The sequence below is a fragment of the Bacillus sp. FSL R5-0709 genome, from assembly GCF_038004785.1.
Taxonomy (GTDB): Bacteria; Bacillota; Bacilli; order Bacillales; family Bacillaceae_G; genus Bacillus_A; species Bacillus_A mycoides.
Genome location: NZ_JBBORT010000001.1, coordinates 2390848 through 2412645, shown reverse-complemented (window position 1 = coordinate 2412645; position 21798 = coordinate 2390848). Strand labels below are relative to the sequence as shown.

At 32.5% G+C, this 21798-nt stretch carries 18 protein-coding genes; 7 read left to right on the top strand and 11 right to left on the bottom strand.

Annotation, left to right across the window (positions count from 1 at the left end; translation table 11 throughout):
• Positions 1-2: 2 nt before the first annotated feature.
• The 8 genes from MKX37_RS12290 to MKX37_RS12255 form a co-directional block, all read right to left on the bottom strand.
• Positions 3-1340: an acetyl-CoA carboxylase biotin carboxylase subunit gene (locus MKX37_RS12290; protein WP_078422482.1), complete on the bottom strand. Its 1338-nt coding sequence runs from the start codon at positions 1338-1340 to the stop codon at positions 3-5.
• Between the two features lie 15 nt (positions 1341-1355).
• On the bottom strand, positions 1356-2501 hold the full coding sequence (locus tag MKX37_RS12285) for an acyl-CoA dehydrogenase (protein WP_002032227.1): 1146 nt from the start codon (positions 2499-2501) through the stop codon (positions 1356-1358).
• 216 nt (positions 2502-2717) lie between these two features.
• Positions 2718-3686 carry a YbgA family protein gene (locus tag MKX37_RS12280; RefSeq protein WP_078422483.1) on the bottom strand — a complete coding sequence of 323 codons (969 nt, stop codon included), beginning with the start codon at positions 3684-3686 and terminating at the stop codon, positions 2718-2720.
• 4 nt (positions 3687-3690) lie between these two features.
• Positions 3691-4344, bottom strand: a complete 654-nt coding sequence (locus MKX37_RS12275) for a TetR/AcrR family transcriptional regulator (protein WP_002032224.1) — start codon at positions 4342-4344, stop codon at positions 3691-3693.
• Positions 4345-4368: 24 nt separating this feature from the next.
• Positions 4369-5388, bottom strand: a complete 1020-nt coding sequence (locus MKX37_RS12270; RefSeq protein WP_002127488.1) for an ABC transporter permease — start codon at positions 5386-5388, stop codon at positions 4369-4371.
• Entirely contained in the window at positions 5385-6110 is a 726-nt protein-coding gene (locus tag MKX37_RS12265) for an ABC transporter ATP-binding protein (protein ID WP_078422484.1), read from the bottom strand. The genes MKX37_RS12270 and MKX37_RS12265 overlap by 4 nt, the downstream gene beginning before the upstream one ends.
• Before the next feature lie 184 nt (positions 6111-6294).
• Positions 6295-6546: a hypothetical protein gene (locus MKX37_RS12260; RefSeq protein WP_002017002.1), complete on the bottom strand. Its 252-nt coding sequence runs from the start codon at positions 6544-6546 to the stop codon at positions 6295-6297.
• A gap of 216 nt (positions 6547-6762) precedes the next feature.
• Complete coding sequence (locus MKX37_RS12255; RefSeq protein ID WP_002032218.1) at positions 6763-7605, bottom strand: metallophosphoesterase; 843 nt, start codon at positions 7603-7605, stop codon at positions 6763-6765.
• Positions 7606-8205: 600 nt separating this feature from the next.
• On the opposite strand from MKX37_RS12255, the gene MKX37_RS12250 reads away from it, so the two are divergent.
• Positions 8206-8775, top strand: a complete 570-nt coding sequence (locus tag MKX37_RS12250) for a hypothetical protein (protein WP_002127485.1) — start codon at positions 8206-8208, stop codon at positions 8773-8775.
• 421 nt (positions 8776-9196) lie between these two features.
• A complete protein-coding gene (locus tag MKX37_RS12245) occupies positions 9197-10612 on the top strand; it encodes a phosphatidylinositol-specific phospholipase C (protein WP_078422550.1) in 1416 nt (471 codons plus the stop codon).
• A 153-nt stretch (positions 10613-10765) separates the two neighbouring features.
• Here MKX37_RS12245 and MKX37_RS12240 read toward each other — a convergent pair whose 3' ends face one another.
• Positions 10766-12142 carry a lytic polysaccharide monooxygenase gene (locus tag MKX37_RS12240; RefSeq protein ID WP_078422549.1) on the bottom strand — a complete coding sequence of 459 codons (1377 nt, stop codon included), beginning with the start codon at positions 12140-12142 and terminating at the stop codon, positions 10766-10768.
• Positions 12143-12431: 289 nt separating this feature from the next.
• Positions 12432-13007, bottom strand: coding sequence for a TetR/AcrR family transcriptional regulator (locus MKX37_RS12235; RefSeq protein WP_078203950.1), 576 nt, complete (start codon positions 13005-13007; stop codon positions 12432-12434).
• Positions 13008-13154: 147 nt separating this feature from the next.
• Here MKX37_RS12235 and MKX37_RS12230 point away from each other — a divergent pair, with 147 nt between their 5' ends.
• Positions 13155-14282 carry an alpha/beta fold hydrolase gene (locus tag MKX37_RS12230; protein WP_078203951.1) on the top strand — a complete coding sequence of 376 codons (1128 nt, stop codon included), beginning with the start codon at positions 13155-13157 and terminating at the stop codon, positions 14280-14282.
• A 211-nt stretch (positions 14283-14493) separates the two neighbouring features.
• Here MKX37_RS12230 and MKX37_RS12225 read toward each other — a convergent pair whose 3' ends face one another.
• Complete coding sequence (locus MKX37_RS12225) at positions 14494-14721, bottom strand: helix-turn-helix domain-containing protein (RefSeq protein WP_373688956.1); 228 nt, start codon at positions 14719-14721, stop codon at positions 14494-14496.
• Between the two features lie 1066 nt (positions 14722-15787).
• Between MKX37_RS12225 and MKX37_RS12220 the strand changes: the two genes are divergently transcribed.
• The 4 genes from MKX37_RS12220 (at position 15788) to MKX37_RS12205 (ending at position 21404) form a co-directional block, all read left to right on the top strand.
• Complete coding sequence (locus MKX37_RS12220; protein WP_002016992.1) at positions 15788-16831, top strand: Fic family protein; 1044 nt, start codon at positions 15788-15790, stop codon at positions 16829-16831.
• Between the two features lie 850 nt (positions 16832-17681).
• The gene (locus tag MKX37_RS12215; protein WP_002085466.1) at positions 17682-19190 is read left to right on the top strand and encodes a spore germination protein; all 1509 of its coding nucleotides are present in this window, start codon (positions 17682-17684) and stop codon (positions 19188-19190) included.
• Positions 19177-20280: a GerAB/ArcD/ProY family transporter gene (locus MKX37_RS12210; protein ID WP_078206833.1), complete on the top strand. Its 1104-nt coding sequence runs from the start codon at positions 19177-19179 to the stop codon at positions 20278-20280. Before MKX37_RS12215 ends, MKX37_RS12210 begins: the two co-directional genes overlap by 14 nt.
• Complete coding sequence (locus MKX37_RS12205; protein ID WP_078422513.1) at positions 20277-21404, top strand: Ger(x)C family spore germination protein; 1128 nt, start codon at positions 20277-20279, stop codon at positions 21402-21404. Before MKX37_RS12210 ends, MKX37_RS12205 begins: the two co-directional genes overlap by 4 nt.
• Positions 21405-21798: the final 394 nt, after the last annotated feature.

Genomic DNA, 21798 nt, shown 5'->3' with positions numbered 1-21798 from the left:
TCTTATTTTTTAACAAGTTGTTTCGTTACGAAACCCGTTGTATAAATACCACTTTTGAACACATCGTCTCCGAGCACTTGCAGTAGCATCGGTGTATTTGTTTTAATACCTTCAATTTTCAACTCTTCTAGAGCAATTTTTAATTTTGAAATCGCTTCTTCACGAGTTTCACCATGTGCGATTACTTTCGCAATCATTGGATCATAGAAAGGTGTAATCGTTACTTGATTCTCCAAAAAGTGATCAATACGTATATTTGTCGGTAACGTTAAATCTGTAATTTTCCCAGGTGATGGGAAGAATGTTTTCGGATCTTCTGCATAAATACGAGCCTCAATGGCATGGCCACTACGTTTTACATCATCCTGTGTAAATGATAGCTTCTCACCATATGCGATAAGTAATTGTTGTTCAACTAAGTCTAACCCAGTAATTTCTTCTGTAACTGGATGTTCTACTTGTAATCTCGTATTCATTTCTAAGAAATAAAAGTTCTTTTGATCATCTACAAGAAACTCAACTGTACCTGCATTTGTATAACCAAGTGCTTTAGCAGCTTGTACAGCAACTTCTCCCATAGCCTTTCGTGTACCCTCATCTAAAAATGGTGAAGGTGCTTCTTCAATTACTTTTTGATTTCGGCGCTGCACTGAACATTCGCGTTCCCATAAATACACTGTATTACCATGTGTATCTGCTAAAAGCTGAATTTCAATATGATGTGCATCTGCTATATAGCGTTCTAAGTACATTTCTCCGTTACCAAAGAAATTTTGCGCTCTTGTTTTATTACTTTCAAATGCTTTGGTGAGCGTTTGCTCAGTTTCCATCAACTGCATTCCAATGCCTCCGCCGCCCGCGGATGCCTTAAGCATTAATGGATAACCAATTTGTTTTGCAATTTCAATTGCTTCTTCAGCAGTTTCTATATTTGTAGTAATGCCTGGAACTACTGGTACATCTGCTGCTTGCATCGCTATACGTGACTCAATTTTACTTCCCATCTTAGTAATGATTTCTTCTGAAGGACCGATAAATACGATTCCTTCTTCTTTACAGCGAATCGGAAAAGTTGGATTTTCTGATAATAATCCGTACCCCGGATGGATTGCTTCAACATTTGTCTTCTTAGCTATTTCAATAATTTTTTCAAGGTTTAAATAGCTTTCTTGGACACGTGGACCGCCTACTAAGTAAGCTTCATTTGCCAATTTTACATGAAGGGCATTTTCATCAGCCTCAGAATAAATAGCAACGGTACGAATGCCAAGTTTTTGACAAGTTTTCATAATGCGAACTGCGATTTCCCCGCGATTAGCAATTAATATTTTTTGAAACATAGTGACTCCTCCTTTTTATCTACATCCTAAATGTCTTGCAATTACGAGACGTTGAATTTCAGAAGTTCCTTCACCAATTTCTAAAAGTTTTGCATCACGAATATATCGTTCAACTTCATATTCACGCATATAGCCATATCCACCATGAATTTGTACTGCATGATTTGCTATACGACTTGCAGCTTCAGATGCAAACAACTTTGCCATAGCCGCTTCTTTACCGAAAGGTTTATCGTTATCTTTTAACCAAGCTGCTTTATGTACTAAATTACGCGCTAATTCTACTTCAGTCGCCATATCAGCCAATTTAAATTGAATCGCTTGGAAATTAGAAATCGGTTTTCCAAATTGTTGACGTTCTTTCGCATATTGCAATGCACGTTCAAATGCAGATTGTGCAATACCTACTGCTAATGCTGCAATTGAAATACGTCCTCCATCAAGTGTATATAAGAATTGTTTAAATCCTTTATTTACATCACCAAGAATATTTTCTTTCGGTACACGTACACCATCAAGTACGATTTCACAAGTATTAGAAGCACGAACACCCATCTTATCGTAAGGGCTTGAAATCGTTAATCCTTCACTAGTAGTCGGTACGATAAATGCAGAAATACGTTTTTTACCATTGTCTTCAAAACCGTTGATAGCGGTTACAATAATTGTATTTGCATACTCTGCGTTTGTAATCCAGCACTTTTCACCACTAATAACATATTCATCGCCATCTAAAATTGCTTTCGTTTGTGTGCCCCCTGCATCAGATCCAGCATTTGGCTCCGTTAATCCGAAAGCACCTAACGTTTTACCTGACGCCATTGGAACTAAAAATTTCTGTTTTTGTTCTTCTGTACCGAAATAATAAATTGGAGAAGCACCTAATGAAATTGTTGCAGCATAGCTTAAACCTGTTCCACCACAAGCACGACCAATCTCTTCAACAGCTAACGCGTACGATAACGTATCGCCACCTGAACCTCCATACTCTTCCGGGAATGGGATACCTAATAATCCTAGTTCGCCCATTTTTTGAAATGTTTCATATGGAAATTCCGCAGTTTTGTCATAATATACAGCTTTCGGTGCGATTTCCTTTTCAGCAAAATCACGTACCATTTCTTTAATCATTTGTTTTTCGCGAGTTAGAGTAAATTCCATTCCGCTACACACCCCTTATCGAATATTGAGTTTCGACAGCGTGCGAGTTTCTACTACAAACATTACTTCTTAAAAGACACGAATATTAGTTAGACAATTGCTATAATTCTGTCATAACTTAATTTTAAAACAGATTCTGTACCAATGCACAAAAAAATTCCTACATTGTTCTACAACAACATAGGAGGTTTTGTGTCGAATTATGCAATTTATTGTTTAATAATCTCTACCTTTTCCCGAATCAGAAATTTCTACTAACCCTTCAGGGTATGGTTCGAAATATGTTTGTCTTAATAAATACTTTTCATCAAATCGAATGGCCCATGTTTTTAAAATGACAAGTAAACTACTAAGTGGGATTTTCTTTTCAGAATACTTCTGTAACAGCTCTAAAAAATGATCTTTTTCTTGTTTTTTTAGCTTTGTTTTAAAATATCCGAAAATGTGCTCACATACATTTACATTCGATGTATAGCGAGGCGCGCGAATAAATAATTCATATAAAGTCTTCTCATAGTTATCAAATACGACTTCAATTGTTTCATTTTTTTGATTTGCAATAATACGCCCTAATTCTTTTTGTTTCACCTGATTATATGCCATAAATAAATACTTATAATCTGATTGAAACGCTACGAGTTCTTTTATGTTTTTAGTATGTTTAATCATTTTGTAATGCGCGATTATAAACAATCTTGTAAAGAAATGCTCTCTAATAATAAAATTCGACAATCTACCTTCTTCTTCAATTGGAAGATGCGAAAATTTTTTTATTACTGCTCCACCAAATAATCCAGTTCCTTTTCCTTTTACTGACCCTTTTTCAAAACCAGAATAGATTTTCACATCACGAGTTCCGCAACTTGGCGAACGATTCTTCAAAATAAAACCGTCAACTTCAGGTAATGTTTGTAAAAATGCATTTGAAAATTCATTCATTTTTTCAGTTACATCTTCTCGTATTGACGGTTGTACAAGCCTATTCGCACCATTTTTTTCTACAATACGTATCGTTTCACGAGGAGTCCCTAAACCAATTTCTACTTCAGGACATACAGGTATAAATGTAACAAATGGCTGCAAGTTTCGAATTGTTAAATCTGGAACCATCTCTCCATTATAACGACAGGCATCAAATTCTAAACATTTACTTACAACAATTATGGGTTTAGCAAATTGTCGCATCACATTACCTCCGTGGCGTTAGTCCATACAATATAAATTGAATCGTATTTTCAATTTCCACTTCATCGTCCCATTTCTCTTCCGGCAATAATAAAAACCTCGTTAAGAGCAACCCTAATACAGCTGATAAAGTAAGACGTAATACGGAAGATGGTGGAAGTTCAATAATTTCCCCTTCTTCTTGAAACTTTGCAATCAGCTTTTTAAAATGTACAAGCAGTTCTGTTTCTATTAATTGTTGTATTTCACTTTTTAGTTCCGGCTGAAATGGTACTTCTTGAATTAATATTTTTATCATTGGAAAGTGCTTTTTAGCAAATTCAAATCTATTTTGAATTATTACTCTTAAAAGCACTTCATACGATTCATACTCTGTTTTAAATATTTCTTTTGCAAAGGCTTGTACGAAAAATGGTGCAGCAAACTTTGTTAAGGTCGGCATCACGACTGCAAACAATAAATCTTTTTTCGTTTTATAGTAGCGGAAGATTGTTCCTTCCGCTACACCAGCTCGCTTTGCAATTTCACTCGTTGAAGTTGAGGCGTACCCTTTTTCTCCAAACATATCAACAGCTGCCTCTAATATACGCATTTGACGTTCATTACGTTTATCAGCATTCGTTGCGGCAACTAATTCTTCCAGCCAATCCTTCTTCATTTATTGTGCTCCTTTTTATCATCATTATATTTTGCGATGTTTCTTTAATGCAAATACATTTCCTACTGCAAATAATAGTGAAAAAAGTAGTAATACAGTAAGATCTAATGCAATCTCTGTAAACCCTTGATTCCGAATCATTACTTGTCTCATAGCGTCAGCACCATATGTGAGTGGAAATAATTTACCTAACATTTGTAACCATGTATTCATGGATTCCATTGGAAACAACCCAGAAAAGAAGACTTGTGGCACGATAACAAGCGGTATAAATTGAATCATTTGAAATTCATTATTTGCGTATGCCGATAAAAATGTGCCTAATGTTAGTGCAGTTAAAGAAAGCATACATGTTATAAGTAGCGTTAGCCATATTGAGCCAGCTACATATAAATCTAAAATATAAACTGAAAAACTTACAATTATAATAGATTGTATAAGTGCAAAGATTCCAAAACCAATAATATATCCTAAAACTATTTCCCATCTTCTCACTGGTGTGGACAATAACCTCTCTAATGTACCACTTAAACGTTCTCTTACAAAAGATACTCCGGACAATATAAATACAAAGAAAAATGTAAAGAAACCAATTAATACGGGACCAAGCCCATCGAACATCGTAATGTCTTTAGAGCCATGTAAATAATCCACTTCAGGCTTCATCATTGATACATTATTCTTCTCTGTACTCTTTTGCAATACTTGAAGTACTGCACGGTTTTTTGATGAATCACTGCCTTCTAATAGAAGATTCATTTTTCCATTTTCTAAATGAATTACTGCATCTACCTTTTGCTTTTCTAATTCCGAAATTGCTTTGTCTTTACTATATTCATAAATTGATGCTTCTTGATTTTTCATTGCTTTTACTATAGGAGCAGGTACATCGACTACAGCAATATGCGGTATATAGTCTTTTTGTGTAAATATTAGCGATAATAACCAAAGTAATAACATTGGTGCCCCAAACATCATTGCTAAAGAACGCTTATCTCGAAAAAATTGACGAATGATACGGATGACTACACCATTAACTCTCATGATTCAATCACTCCTTCTAACATAAAGACATCTTCAATTCGTCCAGAAGATGTTTGTTTTTTCAATTCCTCCGGTGTGCCAATCGCAACTAAATTCCCTTCTCTAATTAGCCCTAGACGTTCGCAAAACTCAGCTTCATCCATAATGTGCGTTGTTACAATAATAGTTGTTCCTTTCTTTTTAAGGTCATAAAACTTCTCCCAAATCGATTTTCGAAGTAGAGGATCTATCCCAACTGTTGGCTCATCTAAAATTAATATTTCTGGTTCATGAAGGAGTGCTATCGCCAATGATAAACGTTTTTTCATTCCACCTGAAAAATGCTGTACTTGCTTTTTCGTATGATCTGATAATTGCAAAAATTCAAAAACTTCTACAATTCTCTCTTTCTTACGCTTACCTTTTAACCCATACATCGTTGCAATAAAATCTGCATTTTCATATGCCGATAGTTCTTCGTATAATGCATCAGCCTGAGCCATATAACCAATTCTTTTCATTTCATTTAGATTAGGCATGTTTGTATTAAAAACAATTACATCCCCTGTAGTTGACTCATTAATACCTGCAATCATTTTAATGAGTGTTGTTTTCCCTGATCCGGAAGGTCCAACCAAGCCAAAAATTTCTGCTTTTTCTACTTGCAGCGAAAGGTTATGCAAAACTTCTTTTTTCCCAAATTTTTTTGATACATCTCGTAAAATAATTGAAGGTTGCTGCACTAAAAATCCCCCTTTTCTTTAAAATGAGTGAGTACTCACTTTTATTTTACTCTCGAATTATTATATGTCAAACTTTTCAAACATATATTTTTTCTGTTATTTACTAAATCAATGAAACAGAGTCGACATTAGAATATCTTTTCTTAAAGTCGACTCTGTTTCATTGTAAATTATTTGATTTTTGTTATGTTTTTAAATTTAAATACCTTCTAATTCTAGCAACATCTAATGAATATTCGATAACTATTTGCTGTATTGGTAATATAACCGTTTCCGGATATAAATGTGCATATTGTAACGTTTCTGCATACTTTTCCAACCGTTTTTCTAAATACTTTACAATTTGCTCAGGATGACTTACTAATAAAGACGTACTATAATAATGAATTTGCTCCTCAATCGCCGTATATTCTTCAATTTCAAATTCTTTATGCATTTGTACACCCCTTTATATTTTTAATATTGCTTAATAATAACTATTTTAACTCGACTAATTTTTAAGTTTTTTGATTATTTACACTATAACAAACTCAATAGGTCAAATTTTGTTACTTTATGTAACGTTGAAAAATTTTAACAAAATTGTAATGGAAACTTGTACTCAAGAAAAACTACCTTTAAATTATTCTCCTGAACAAAAAAGCCGTACAGATTAATTTAACTGCACGACTACAATCTCAGGTCTATTAAAAACTCTTTGCGGAATGATACTATTGCCTAATCCTCTACTAACTATCATAGACGTATTTTGTTGTTCATATAAACCCGCTGTATATTTGGGCAGTATTCCTTGATTAGGAGCAACTAATCCCCCGATAAAAGGTAACCGAACTTGCCCCCCATGTGCATGACCCGATAACACTAAATCTACTTGCTCATCAGCATATGCTTCTAAAAATTCAGGCCTATGGGATAATAATACATTATACCTATCTGGCAGCGTTTCAATTTTTGCTTTTACAATTGCATCTTTTACAATACTTCCTTCATCAATATCTCCAGTATTAAATTCCGGATCATCAATTCCTAACAAGTTTATTTCGTGTCCTCCCTTTTGTATTATTACATGTTCATTTCTTAAAACAGTGACATGCTGTTTCTTTAATTTTTTTTCTAAACTGTTATATTTCCCTGACCATTTTTCATGATTTCCTGTCACAAAATATACCGGATATTCCTTCACAAGTTCTCGTATTACTTGCATACTCATTTCTGCATCGTATGATTTACTGTCTATTAAATCACCCGTAATAGCAATAATATCTGGATTTATGCTTTTTACTTTTTGAATTAAAACGTCTTGATTATCACCAAATTTTTTATTATGTAAATCTGAAATTTGTAGTATTTTATATCCTTTAAAAGAAGAGGGAATTTTACTAGAGGTTATTTTAACCTCAGTTATACTTATTAAATTGTTTTGTAAATATAAAAAGATACTAATGCCTACTAATATACCAATAATTAATATGATTCTTTTAATCTTCTTGTTCATACTTCCTCCTAAAATCTTAATCAGTACTACAGTTCACAATAAATATTACGTGCCCTTCGCATTCAGAATAACTGAAATTTTTTAATTGATTTGTAGTATTTGTTATAGTTTTATACGCCACTTATAAAATTTTTCAATCGCATGCGTGTATGATGTCATGCTCATTTCTCAGTAACTTTATAGCAGATCACTGGAATCTCTTCATAATATTAACATTTATCTTACTTCGTTTGATAACTATATCATGATAATTCCTATAGTTTTTTATAAAAATATTGTGTACTTTTCTCGAAGTATATACGACATTTGATTACAAATATATTATTACCACTACGATTTTAATTTGTTTAAAACGTACAAAGAGAGAATTGAAACACTAAATTGCCTTATGAAAAGGTATTACTGTATTATTTATTAGAAAATTGAAAAAACATGTGTAGATAGCTATCATTGTAAGTGCATATATAATTAACTTTAATTTTCTGACATAATTTCACATAATTCTTAAACTATTTTTTTGCGTGCATTATGAAATAAAATATTGCCCCATGTCAGTCTTTAAAAAATTATATATCATAACTTTAAGGGAGGAAGAAAACTATGAAGATGAAAAGAAAAATCATGATGACGACAGCACTTGCAGCTACATTGGCTACAGGTGCACTACCAAGTACATCGGTGTTTGCTGCTGAAAAAGAGGCTCCTATCCAACAAGAAGAGACACAGATGAGTATTCAACCATTTGCACAAAATAATTTGGAAACAGCAGTTAAAGCTGCCTTAAATGGTCCAGAAGTTAAAAAAATTAAAGTATTTGAGCATGAATTTAATGTAAAACCAATTGAAGTAGTAAATTTAGGTGGCGGTAAAACATATGTTAAGGGACAAATTTCTCATCATTTAAGTTTTCGTCCAGATGATCAATTTTATTATGAGTTTACAGTGCAAGATGGAAAGGTAATAGATAAGCCTGTATTTAATATTGATAGAGGTGGTTGGACACCATTTACTGCTCCACTTTTATCAATTCTTGCTGCGTATAATGGGATCCCAGTAAATCCAAATGATTTAAATGCACTTGGTCAACAAATTGGGAAAGTTATAGATGGAAGCTGGGAACATGCAGCCCAATCTATCGCAACTGTAGTTAGTTTAAGTTTTAATGAATAGAATTTTTAAATTTTTATTAGCATTGTAGAGATCCACTTTTCCTAAGTAGCCTTGTTATAAGAAATTCTGAAACAGCTATAAATAGATTTTTACCACTCAGTCACATTATCTTGATTTGTTAACCACCTTATCATTCATTATATGTCACAAAATAGAAGTCTTTTTTAAGACTTCTGTTTTGTTTGTATACAGTACAGCGGAAAGTTTGTTTTTTACCCATCTATGCTTCAATTCTTTAAGAATCCGTTTGACTATTAGATACAATTTATTACAACAAACTATTAAAATCTCAAATAACTTCCTACCCTATTTTGATTTTTTCAAACACAAAAATTCATTACTTTAAGAATGAAAACAATAGATGTAGTAAAAAATCATCTTGTTTTATTATATCTATTGTTTAAAAGTCAGGAGAGATAAAATGAACAAAATAAAAATGAGGAATTTTTTTAAAATTAGTATCCTTACTTGTTTCACACTAGCAAGTTTAAGTACACCATCTACTATTTTTGCTGATAGTCATCCAGGTTATTCCTATGAATCCAATATAGGCTATCAAAACCCAGCATGGATGTCGAAAGTAGCAGATTCAACAAAATTGAGTGAAATATCTATTCCAGGGACTCACGGTACAATAGCTTTACATGGAGCAAGTTTTCTTGATGAAAATTTGACAAGAAATCAAACTATGAGTCTACCACAACAATTAAATTCCGGAATTCGATATGTAGATATGCGTGTTAAACGTGTAAAAGATTCTTTTGCAATGTACCATGGGATTGTAAATCAAAAAGCAATGTTTGAAGATGTATTAAAAGAGGCAATTCAATTTTTAAAAGATCATCCTACAGAAACAATTTTAATGCGCTTAAAAGAAGAAACTACTCCTGAAAGTGGCTCACTATCATTCGAGGAAATACTTAATAAATACAAAGACCTTAATTCTTCCTATTTTTGGGATCCGAGTTCTGTACCAACTTCAAAAAGAAATAATCCTACTCTAGGAGACATCCGAGGGAAAATTGTAATCTTACAAAACTTTACAGCCTCTCAGCAATATGGTATTAATTACGATAGCTTAAATATACAAGATACATTTGCAATTGAAAACGGACCCGACGGAATGTATGAAAAATGGAATGCGGTGAAAACCCACCTTCAAAATGCAAATAATAATTTTAATAATGATAAAATCTATCTTAACCATTTTAGTGGCACAGGTGGTGCTGCTGCATTATTAAATAATGTTTATCCTTGGTTTGTTGCAAGTGGTAAAGAGAGCAGAAATACTGATAGTAACCCCAAGATGATTCAAAAAGCTACAACTAATGCGTGGGAAGATTTCCCTCGTGATATAAATGGTCAAGTATTTTATGGTGGAATGAATACACTTGGAACTGAGTTCTTACAACAAGGTGGAATGAAACATACTGGTATCATTGCAGCTGATTTTCCTGGACCAGGTTTAATTGATAGTATCATTAAATTAAATGGTATACATTCGAATGAAAAAGAAATATTAATTTCGCAAATTTCTTCCGAATCTAGTCCTTTATCCGGTCAAAAAAATCGATCCAGTCAAAACTTTAAAATTGATAGTTTACCTGTAGGTACTAAGGAATTAAAATGGATTATTGAGCCTTCAGAAAAAGATCATCCTTCTACTATTTCTTTCAATGTAATGATTGATGTTTCCCTAGGTACAGATTCTATTCGTTGGAAAAATATTTCACATGGATCTAGGACTGAAGCTTATACGAATACTAAATATTATATTGCAAGCCCACTTGGTGCCACTAACAAATTTACAGTGAAAATATACGCTATTACAAATTAAAAAATAAAGAACCCCAATGGAATTCCTTTTTGATGGAATACCATTGGGGTTCTTTAATAATTTCATTTCGTATATATTGGGATGAAGAGTAAAAATTGCACCCCTGTTCCGGTATTGCACATAGAATAAGTGATAACTACCCTTTTCCACTTATCATTTATTTAAAACTGGCTTCCAAATCGATAGTGCAAAAATCCAATTTGGATCGCCGTTCCCTTGATAACTTTGAACCGCTTCATACACTTTTCCCTCATGTACTACTTTATCACCTTTATTGTATGCTTTTCTTGCATCCCATTTTTCATAAGTAGAGCCATCTAGTTTTGTTGCTACAGTTAAAACATCACTTCTACTAGACTCATTTCTAGCTAAATCAACCGCTGTCACTACATATTTGTACGATGTATTTGCCTTTAAATTTTTATCCACAAAGGATGTATTATCCGTTGTCCCAATTTTATTCATAACCCCTGCGTTTTCTCTATATACAACATAATGGTCAACACCTACATTATCTTCAGACGGACTCCACATCAAATCAACAGTTGTCGCTGTTGTACCCATACTATGTAATCCTTTAGGTTGAGTCGGAGCCTCTATATCTGGGATTGCATTTGTTGTCTTAACCTTTAGTTTTTCACTTTCTTTTGATATATTTCCAGCAGAGTCTAATGCCTTTATTTTATAGGTATATTCCGTATTTGCTTTTAGTTTTTTATCAATAAAAGTTGTACCTGGTACCGTATCAATTACTTCTCCATTGCGTAACACTTGATATTCTTTTACACCTATATTATCAGTAGAGGCCTTCCATGTTAGTTCAACACTATTGGCAGAAACTTTAGACGCATTTAATCCAGTTGGTTGACTTGGAGCTACTGTATCGGGAGCTTCATTATTTACTAGATTTACATCAATTACATTATAAAACGCATTTGACGTATCTGCTACATCCCATACAGCTAAAATAACATGATAACCATTGCGATCAGTTGGTACATTAATTGTATGTGTTAAATTATTTGATGCTGCCGAACCGTCATGTTTCACAGTTCCAATTGGTTCTAATTCAGCACGTGTTAATGGTTTATTAGGATCCCATCCCTTTTTGGTAATGTAATAATGCCATTTACTTGTAGAATGTGCCGCTGTGTATTTCCATGTAAATGTATTTGCTCCCCCCTTTATTGTGTTTTTGAACCAGCGATTTGATGTTTGTTGGTCAAGAATCCCTCCAAACAGTCCTCCTGCCGAAGCGATTTTCCCATCAATCGGTCCACCATCTGGGAATCCTTTAGGTGCTTCTAGACTTTGAGGTTCGTACATTACATTTCCACAATTTAAATTTAATGCTCCATAATTCTGACTACATAAAGCAGCACGACTACTCGGCTTTTCAACAAACCCATGTGCATATGCACTTTGAGGAATCATTGTAATTGCCGTCACCCCTGCAGCTAAAACACAAGCACCAATTCCTTTTTTACTTTTTCTTAATCTTTCTAACTTAGATGTTAATTTCAAATTCATACTTGTCCCCCCAATATATTGTTTATGCTAATATAATAGCAATATAGGGATAAACGAACAAATCACCTACTAATATATTAATAGTTCAATAACATAAACACATTTAGTTTATTTATTAACCTGATATGGGGATAAATTAAGCAAATTAATTCTATTTTGTAACATTATGTAGTAAAGAGTTTATAAAAAACCAATAAAGATTCACAAAAAATCCAAATATCGATTACTTAATTTTTTACAACCACACCCCCACACGATAACTACATTATTAAGCAGGTTTCATGATTTATTACATTCTCTCGCCACCTGACAAAATCAGATCAAAAACATATCCCTGCATATTATCGATTAGTTCAACCACATCTGGATTTTTATCGTTGCTCAGCGACCAATTGATTGACAACATTGCGTTTGCTGTATACAACTGAGCTACAAAGTCAATCGGCACACTTACTTCAACCTGCTGCTCTTTCAAATAGGAATAGCAGGCATTATATAAAATGGATTCTAATTCTAAACGTAAATCCGCTGAGGGAACACGTACATGGAGTAAAGTTGCAACCTCTTTTTTTCGCGCTGAGATCTTATCGGTTATCATATTAATAGCTTGAGCCACATTTCCATTCTCTATTAATGCGAAACGAAATTCAATTTCTTCCTTGAACCAGCAGACATAATTTTGCACTAATTTTTCCAAAAGATCATATTTATCTGCAAAATGGCTGTAAAATGTGGACTTACTCACCATAGCATGTATGCAAATATCTTTAGTTGTAATTCGCCCAAACTCTTTTTCGTTCAAGAGGGTAATAAGTGTATTAGAAATATTTTTCTTCGTTTTATAAACGCGAACATCCTCTCCCATTAATAATCAATCTCCTTCCCAAAGTTGCTTATCAAACCATTTATATCCTTATGGTTCGATTTCGTACTTCTTACCCTTTCCTGCTTGTTGTTTCTTTAATATACTTCTCTTATCCTTACCTTGTAGTCAAATATAAGGAGGGATTTTATGTTTAAACAGTATGTAAACAACGAACAGTTCAATTTGCAAATTAACCGTTTTTTCAACGATTTCTATCAAGACGATGAGCGGGCAAATCAGGATTTGCAAGCCATCATCCCAAGACTTACAGACACGGACAGCTGGTATAACACTTGGATAGAATATGCAGCAATGCGGGAGCATCAGAAAGACTTCGATCTAGCTTCGGTTTATTATCAGGCTGCCGAGTTTTATATGGAATCATCCGATCCAAAAAAAGAAAAAGTGTACCAAAAATACCGTGAAACCTTTTATAAGGGTTTTCATGACTTTGAGTATGAAACCTATCAAATTCCTTATGAAGATTCCTATCTTCCTGCAATCAAATTCATGACACCAGGCGCATGTAATACACTACTTTTCTTTGGAGGCTACGATTCCTACATGGAGGAAATGATGAAGATGATGAACTACCTCATAGGAATCAATTATAATATTATAGTTTTTGATGGACCTGGACAGGGAACAGCACTGAAAAACGGCTTAAAATTCATCCACAACTGGGAGAAGCCCGTTTCCACAGTCATTGACTATTTCAAACTTGACCGTGTTAGTATTCTCGGAGCTTCTTGGGGCGGCTACTTGGCAATGCGTGCCGCCGCTTTTGAAAAACGAATCGACAAAGTCATCGCCTTTAATATTTTTTATAGTGGCCTTGATGCACTCAAGATGCGCATGCCGGATAATATCTGGAATAAATTGACCACGCTTCTGGCTACTAATGAAGCTGACAAAATTAATACCATGTTTAAACAAATGATGGCCACCAGCATCGACCTGAACTGGAAAGTTAAAAAAGGTATGGAAAATACAGGTGAAAAAACGCCATTTAACTTACTTAAAAACTTTGAAAAACATACGATGGCAGGAATCGGTCAGTTCATAAATCAAGAAGTATTGCTCCTGGCTGGTGAAGACGATCAGTACGTTCCAATTAGCCGATTACCGCAAATCGAATCGGAGCTATGTAATGCAGCCTCCATCACTTCTGTAGTTTTCACTAAGAAAACTGGTGGTGAACAACATTGTCAGGCTGGTCATCGTCACTTAGCTTTTGATGAAATTAAAAGCTTTTTGCGACATAAATTATATTGAGAAATATGAAGCGTTTTAGCACTTTCAAAATTTTTCTTTTATTAGCACATTAGAACATGGTGACATTCTTGCCCTTCTTATAGTGTTCATGGTGACCATCGTGTCACTCCTCAAAAAGACTGATATTATTTTCATAAAAGAAATCCCCCACGTATTTGTGGGGGATTATTCTGCGTTTTACTTATAATGAAATATGTGAAGTTTTGTTTATTTACAAACCTAAAATACCAACAATCTGACTCGCCTTTAGATTAGTAATATAATAGTACATCTCTAAACCCTTTTTTTCAGCCTTTAGCACCTTCCCCCTCATTTTCGATAAATGTTGGGAAACAGTGGATTGTGGAATTTTTAAAAGCTTCGTCAATTGTGTAACATTACATTTTTTATACTGAATTAACTCGTTTATAATTATTATTACTAAATCTAACAAAAAAATTTGAGTAGCCCCCCTATTAACTGCACTAATTATAACTAGAGCTAGCCCTTTTCTTTAAATTCCTACTTTAACTAGACCATACGGAGAGTGATATGAGTTCGAAAATTTTTTCACCTTTTCTAAACAACTTATTATATTATTTTTATCTAATAAGGCACAGAAACAAATTAAAAAACTTTAGTGCTCCTGAAAATCTCTTGAGGAAAAACGTTTTTAGGGTGAAACGTTTTTCAGGGTACTTTTATACTGACTCTTTTCCTTAAAATGTTTCTGTACCTAATATTTAAATTAACTTATGTCAAAATATTTCGCAATACAAGCGCTAAATGCTACATGGATATATAGAAAATGACACTTTTTATGAGCATACCCCATCAAATACTTATATTAAATATAGAAAAGTCACCTTAATATTATTAAATTTGTTAAATTAAATAATGAAAATGGAGAATACTAACTTTATAATTGTCACAATTTAATTTATATATCTACTCTTTTATTACTCGTAAAAATCATTTGATAATTCCTTCAATATTAATTTATGAAATGCAGAGACCATCTAAAGCAACAATTTTCTTACATTAGATTGTTTTTCTATTTAATTTATTTTGTCGAAAAAAGTCGATATTTTCATATTTTTTTCATTTAATTATTGTACATTTGCACATTTAGTGTTAGGATTATGCCTATTCAAATTAGATCCTATTGATTCCTCTTTAAGATTTCTTTATTTTATTTGTGAAAATTAGTTACTTTCTAGTAAATTCCCAGCAATAATACAGCAAACTACACTAAGAATAATTCTAAAATTATATTTTCATCTCGTAAATTCATAAAAAGGAATTTAAGTCAAACTATATTTTCTATCTGTGTATATTCATTCTTTATTCAAACATGATTAATCATAAGTTCTAACTCTTTAATCAAATTTAAATAACAATTTTGATTCTAAAATAAGTTCAAAATCAAAATAAATATATTGTTATTTCAAAATAATGTTGTAAACTATCTTTAGAATGGAAAGATTTATGTAACAGCATGTTAAGGGGTTACAGGGGGAATAAAAATGAGAAATTTTTTCGATGACAAGTATAAAAATATTGAATTAAAAAGGAGACTATTAAATATAATCAGTGAAATTAGTGAATTAAAAGGAAAATTAGCTGCTTATCAGGAACAAAATCCTGATATATTTACTAGCTTAGAAAAAACCATACCACTTCATTACATAAAAAACTTTACTACTACCTATGAAGATATAAAAGTCCCAAATAAAAGATTAAAAGAACTTATTTTAGATGATATAGTACCTCAAAATATTTCGGAAGATGCTATCTTTTGTTTTTATCAAACACTTACTTTTGTACATAAGAATTCCTGTGATTTATTAATCAATCCAGAGACTATACAGGAATTACATTTTCAATTAATACATTACATTACCTCTGACAGTGCCAAATGGCGCGAAAAACCGTTTACTATTCCAGGTATTCCTGAAAACGGAATGCACTTAAATAGTTACCGCATTCTTCCACATGAGCTTATTCCACAAGTAATGGAACAATTATGTGATCAATATAACTCATTAAATTCTAGTAAGGGCCATCATTCACTTTTATTAATAGCTCGTTTTATATTTAATTTTTATTGCATAGTCCCTTTTAATCAGGGTAACGGCAGATTGGCACTTATGTTAATGCAATTGCTATTAATTAAGAGTGGAAATACATTTGTAAAATATGTATGTCTGGATAAATACATTAAGAAAAATGAATCTGAATATTACAATTCAATTTATAAATCTTCGGTAAATTGGTACTGCGAGGAACATAATAGTAGCTTTTGGTTAAAAACGTTTTTAACTATTATATTAGAGGCGTACAAAGATCTTCATAATACAGTTCTAGATTCTATATGTAAGCATACTAAAGTGGAGAGAATTCAGGATTTTATCCTTAAACAAAAACAACCCTTTACTAAGGAGTGTATTCGTAACACATATCCAGACATAGCAGAGAGTACAATCAGTAAGGCTTTAAATTCCTTGCAATTGTTTGGCCATATTAAGCTAGTGACAAAAGGAAGAAATGCTAGTTGGATTAAAGTTTAACTATACTTGTAAAACACTTACAGTTCAAAAAAGAAAATTATAACTTTATCATTTAAATTCATGCCTTTGGACTCTTATTCATTGAATTTCACTTTAATATATTAAGCTATTATTACTAATTTAGTTATTTCTAATTCCTACAAAACATAAAACGGTTTATAGGAATATTTGTCGAAAAAAGTCGCATTTTAATATTTTTTCTTTATTTTCTGGTTGTAAACGTTTTATTTTCGTGTTACCATCTTAATCAAACAATAGATGGTAATAAAAATGAAAATATTTCTTTCCCTTAGAAACATATAAACGTACGGTCATATCAAGAAAATAAGGCCAAAGAAATATTTGATACCTATCCAAATTACCAATAGGAATTTTGCCGCATTAACTTTCTGTTATTTCAGAATAAAACTTCACATTTTGTCCCTAAACAAAATTTGTTAGCGTGCAAAATTCAAATACACTAAATCACCCAAATAAATGAAATGTCCTTTTTTATTGAGCATTGAGGTATGAAAAAATAATTCTTCCTACAAAATTCAGCTGAGTAACATAAAGACATCTAAATTACTACCTTTATCGCCATCTATTGTTGACAACATATTTACCAACTATTAAAAAGAACCTATCAAGGGTTCTTTTTTATTATAATCATTCAAATTTCACTTCTATCTTGATACTTAGATTTCTACACAAATTACATCTACTTTTTTACTCTCAATTATTGAATTTATAATATAGTACTTCAATTTTAGTTATTCTTGATCTCAATCCGTTTAAATTAGTGAATAAAATTCAAACATATAAAAATAATAACTACAACTAATCGTTATATATTAAAGAGGTGTCAATTTTGTCCTTAAATGAAAAGACCCTAGAAACAAAGACAGATAAAACCATTGAAAAAATCCAAACAAGTAACTTAAAAGAACTTAAAAATACATTAGATAACATCTTTGATATTAGTGCAGATTTGATTGAACATCCTTTGCAATTAAAAACAAACACGAATATTTTACTATATTATTTTGAAGGCCTTACAGATGGTGTTGCATTAAAAGGAAATGTTGTTACACCATTATTACAAGAAGTGAATGAAGACAGTCAAATATTTAATTCTAATATTATTGCTACTCATACCAAAATAGTATATACGTGGAATGAAATTAAAGAAGGATTACTTGAGGGACAATGTGTACTGTTTATGGAAGGAGAAAAGAGGTCCCTTCTAATAAATACAAAAGGCTGGGCAGAAAGAGCGATTCAAGAACCTATTTCAGAAGTTACTATTAAAGGCTCACATGATGGGTTTATTGAGAATGCCACAAAAAACATAGGCTTAATTCGTCGATATATTCCTTCTACTGAATTGAAAATTAAAAAAATGACAATTGGAGAACGTGCCACTTCTTTAGTCTATCTAATTTACTTAGGGGATGTAGCAAACGAAGATGTGGTCCAAGAAATAGAAACTAGAATCTGTAAAATTAAAACGGATGCGGTATTGAGCATTGGAGAACTATCTAATTTTACAAAGGATCAAAATTGGACTCCTTTTCCACAGGCTTATTTAAGTGAACGCCCAGATGCCATTTCTAATCATATACTTGATGGAAAAGTAGCAGTGTTAATTGATAGATCTCCTGGTGCGATGATTGTCCCAATGAATTTAATTGGATTTTTTCAGACTCCAGATGATTATAATATACATTGGCTCATTGCATCATTTTTTCGCTTATTACGATTTGCAGGATTTATTATAGCTATTTTTTTACCCGCAATTTATATTGCTATAGTCTCTTTTCACTTTGAAATCATTCCTTTAGATCTATACACTTCTATTGCAACGTCAAGAGTTAAAGTCCCTTTCTCTCCTTTATTGGAAGCTTTTATAATGGAAATCACACTAGAAATGCTACGTGAAGCTGGTATTCGCTTACCACAACCAATTGGACAAACAATTGGAATTGTTGGAGGGATTGTAATTGGGCAGGCGGCTGTTCAAGCTGGTCTTGTGAGTAACGTTATGGTTATTATCGTATCTATTACCGCCATTGCATCATTTATTGTTTCTAATTATGATTTATCAAGTTGTATTCGGCTTATTCGTTTTCCAATGATGTTATTAGCCTATTTTTATGGGATTGTAGGTATTGTTAGTGGATTAATGCTCTTATTTGCTCATTTTGTTTCATTAACTTCCTATGGTTCACCATATGGATTGCCAATTGCACCATTTCGTCTCCAAGAGTTAAAAGATTCTTTTGTAAGATTTCCTATTTCCATGATCACCACCCGCTCGAGTACAGGACAGCCGGAACAAAAAAAGAAAAAAGAAGGTGGTTCGCATGGGGAATCTTAAATTTCAAAACATAACTTTATTTGAATTTATTGTTTTCATCCATTCACTGCAACTTGCATCAGGTATGTTAATTATGCCAAGCCCACTTGCTACTACCGCTGGCACAGATGGCTGGATTTCTATCATTCTGGGATGGATGGTTACTTCTATAATTGGCGTATTTATTGTATTAATGTTACAAAAAAGTCCTAGCAAAAATTTCTCACAGATTTTAAAAACATACTTTGGTAAATGGCTAGGAACAATTTTTCTTCTTTTATATGCCTTTTATCTATTTTTTGCTGGTTTTAATACTTTATTAAAGGCAACTGACATTATAAAAGTGTGGATATTCCCTTCCACTCCTGCTTATCAAATCGCCATATTATTACTATTGCCTTTTATTATTTTAGCCCTGAGTGGGTTAAGGGCTCTTACTAGTTATTCTATGCTTGTTTTCTTCTTCACTACTTGGATGCCACTATTTCTTCTTTTTTCACTAAAGAGTAACTACAATCCTTTACACCTACTACCTATTTTTAAAGATGGCTTATACCCTATTGTAAAGGCAACAAAAGAAACCATTACTCCTTATGCGGGCTTAGAAATTGCATATTTTATTTATCCGTTCTTACAAAAAAAACAAAAAGCCATAAAAGGAATACTAATAGCGAATACTGGAACCATGTTTTTCTATCTATATGTGACTATTCTTTCTTATATATACTTTAGTCCGGAGGGGATAAAAGACGTAATTTGGCCAGTATTTCATCTGTTAAAAGGAGTTCGTTTTTCTTTCATAGAACGATTAGAAATTTTATATATCGCTTACTATTTGATTGTATTTTCCACTACAATATATCCGTATTTATTTTTCAGTTTCGAATCTGTGACCATTTTATTTCAAAAAACCGTTCGCAATTGGGTGCTGGTTGGTTTTATGCTTTTAATAGTCGGCTTATTCGTTTTTCTAAATCCCGATGTGGATCAATATTTGTTTATATATTCTCTTATGGATATCTTAAATATCATTTTTTTTATTCTATTACCAATCTTTTTTTTCGCATACAGCATTCTTTTCACTTGGTTAACTAGGAGGAAACAACTTTGATTCGAAAATGGATATGGATTGTAACTTGTTGTGTATGTTTAATCGGTTGTAGTCAAAGAATCCCTCTTGAACAGGTTTCATTAATCCTGTTAATCGCCTTAGATAGAACTTCTAATGGAGACATAAAAGTGGGCACAAGCATACCACTCTTTCATCATAAACAGCAAAGAAGTACTATAGAGCAATGGGCGCGGGCATCCACTGTATATAATGGATTCAGTAAAATAGATACGAAGTTAACGGGCTATATGACAGCCTCAAAAGCTGAAATCATTTTAATTGGGGAAAAATTGGCCCAAGAAGCAAATTGGATGCAGGAGCTTGATTCTTCTTACCGTGATCCTTACGCTACCATTAATGCTAAAGTAGTACTTGTTGATGGACCTGTAGAAGAAATTTTCACAATTAATAAGCCCGATAAACCATCACTACCATCTTACATAAGTAGTGTAATCGAATCCTCCATTCAAAATAATCAATCCGTTTCTTCCACGATTCAACAATTAATGAGAGAAAAAAATGAAGAAGGAATGACACAAGCTGTTCCAGTTATAAAAAAAACAAAGAATGAAATCGACACGGTAGGAATTGCACTTTTAGATCGACAAGGTAAATATTTAAGCCGTATCCCTAAAAAAAATGTTAAGTTCTTCAATCTTTTAAATAAGCCCAAAAATAAAGGCCGGATGATACTACACCTTGTGCTTCCACCTAAAAAATCCAGCCAAAAACCAAACACTTCTATATTAATACAGAATGCGACTAGGAAAATAGATGTTAATTTTCAAAAAGGAAAGTTTGTATTTAATTTCGATATAAACGCTAATGTAGCTGTAATAGAAAAAACTAACGCACATTTAATTAAGGAGCATTATGATAATAAAAAAAACATACATAATTTAGAAAATGAGGTTCAAAAAGAAATTAATAAGAAATTACAAAATATGTTGTATGAATTACAAAAGAATAAAATTGATCCTATCGGATTATCGTTATATGCTAGAGCTTTTCAATATAACGAGTGGAAAAAACTAAAAGGAGATTGGTTGCAAGTGTTAGCAGAGGCTAAAATAACTGTAAAAACACACGTCAAAATAAAAGATACTGGGACCATTAGAAATTAGATTAGCCTATTCTTTTATTTGACAGCATTTCTCAGTCGAATTTCCCTTCCTCAATAATTATGATATAAAAGACGCTAATTCAAAGAAAAATCTTTCGGTTAAATGCTAACCAATAGATTTTTCTTTTTTCTCTAACCAGTTCTTTTAAAAGGGCAACAATTTAACTACGGTAATCAAGTACAAGTTTCTAATTTAAGGAATTTCAGAACTTATAACTCTATTGCAGTAAACATGCCAGATACCATTATCAAAGCCAAAATTCCTAAGTTAAGGGGTTTCGGCTTTTTGAGTTCGTTCGAATATCTTAGTTTTAGTTTTATGTACTTTGATAGAATAGATACACATCAGCATATTTGTGCTTAATTTTATCGTTTAATGCGGCTTTAATAAATCA

Bases quoted from the DNA above. Each gene is read 5' to 3' on its own strand.
- MKX37_RS12290 (WP_078422482.1), bottom strand. From the start codon at position 1,340: ATGTTTCAAAAAATATTAATTGCTAATCGCGGGGAAATCGCAGTTCGC.
- MKX37_RS12285 (WP_002032227.1), bottom strand. From the start codon at position 2,501: ATGGAATTTACTCTAACTCGCGAAAAACAAATGATTAAAGAAATGGTA.
- MKX37_RS12280 (WP_078422483.1), bottom strand. From the start codon at position 3,686: ATGCGACAATTTGCTAAACCCATAATTGTTGTAAGTAAATGTTTAGAA.
- MKX37_RS12275 (WP_002032224.1), bottom strand. From the start codon at position 4,344: ATGAAGAAGGATTGGCTGGAAGAATTAGTTGCCGCAACGAATGCTGAT.
- MKX37_RS12270 (WP_002127488.1), bottom strand. From the start codon at position 5,388: ATGAGAGTTAATGGTGTAGTCATCCGTATCATTCGTCAATTTTTTCGA.
- MKX37_RS12260 (WP_002017002.1), bottom strand. From the start codon at position 6,546: ATGCATAAAGAATTTGAAATTGAAGAATATACGGCGATTGAGGAGCAA.
- MKX37_RS12255 (WP_002032218.1), bottom strand. From the start codon at position 7,605: ATGAACAAGAAGATTAAAAGAATCATATTAATTATTGGTATATTAGTA.
- MKX37_RS12250 (WP_002127485.1), top strand. From the start codon at position 8,206: ATGAAGATGAAAAGAAAAATCATGATGACGACAGCACTTGCAGCTACA.
- MKX37_RS12245 (WP_078422550.1), top strand. From the start codon at position 9,197: ATGAACAAAATAAAAATGAGGAATTTTTTTAAAATTAGTATCCTTACT.
- MKX37_RS12240 (WP_078422549.1), bottom strand. From the start codon at position 12,142: ATGAATTTGAAATTAACATCTAAGTTAGAAAGATTAAGAAAAAGTAAA.
- MKX37_RS12235 (WP_078203950.1), bottom strand. From the start codon at position 13,007: ATGGGAGAGGATGTTCGCGTTTATAAAACGAAGAAAAATATTTCTAAT.
- MKX37_RS12230 (WP_078203951.1), top strand. From the start codon at position 13,155: ATGTTTAAACAGTATGTAAACAACGAACAGTTCAATTTGCAAATTAAC.
- MKX37_RS12220 (WP_002016992.1), top strand. From the start codon at position 15,788: ATGAGAAATTTTTTCGATGACAAGTATAAAAATATTGAATTAAAAAGG.
- MKX37_RS12210 (WP_078206833.1), top strand. From the start codon at position 19,177: ATGGGGAATCTTAAATTTCAAAACATAACTTTATTTGAATTTATTGTT.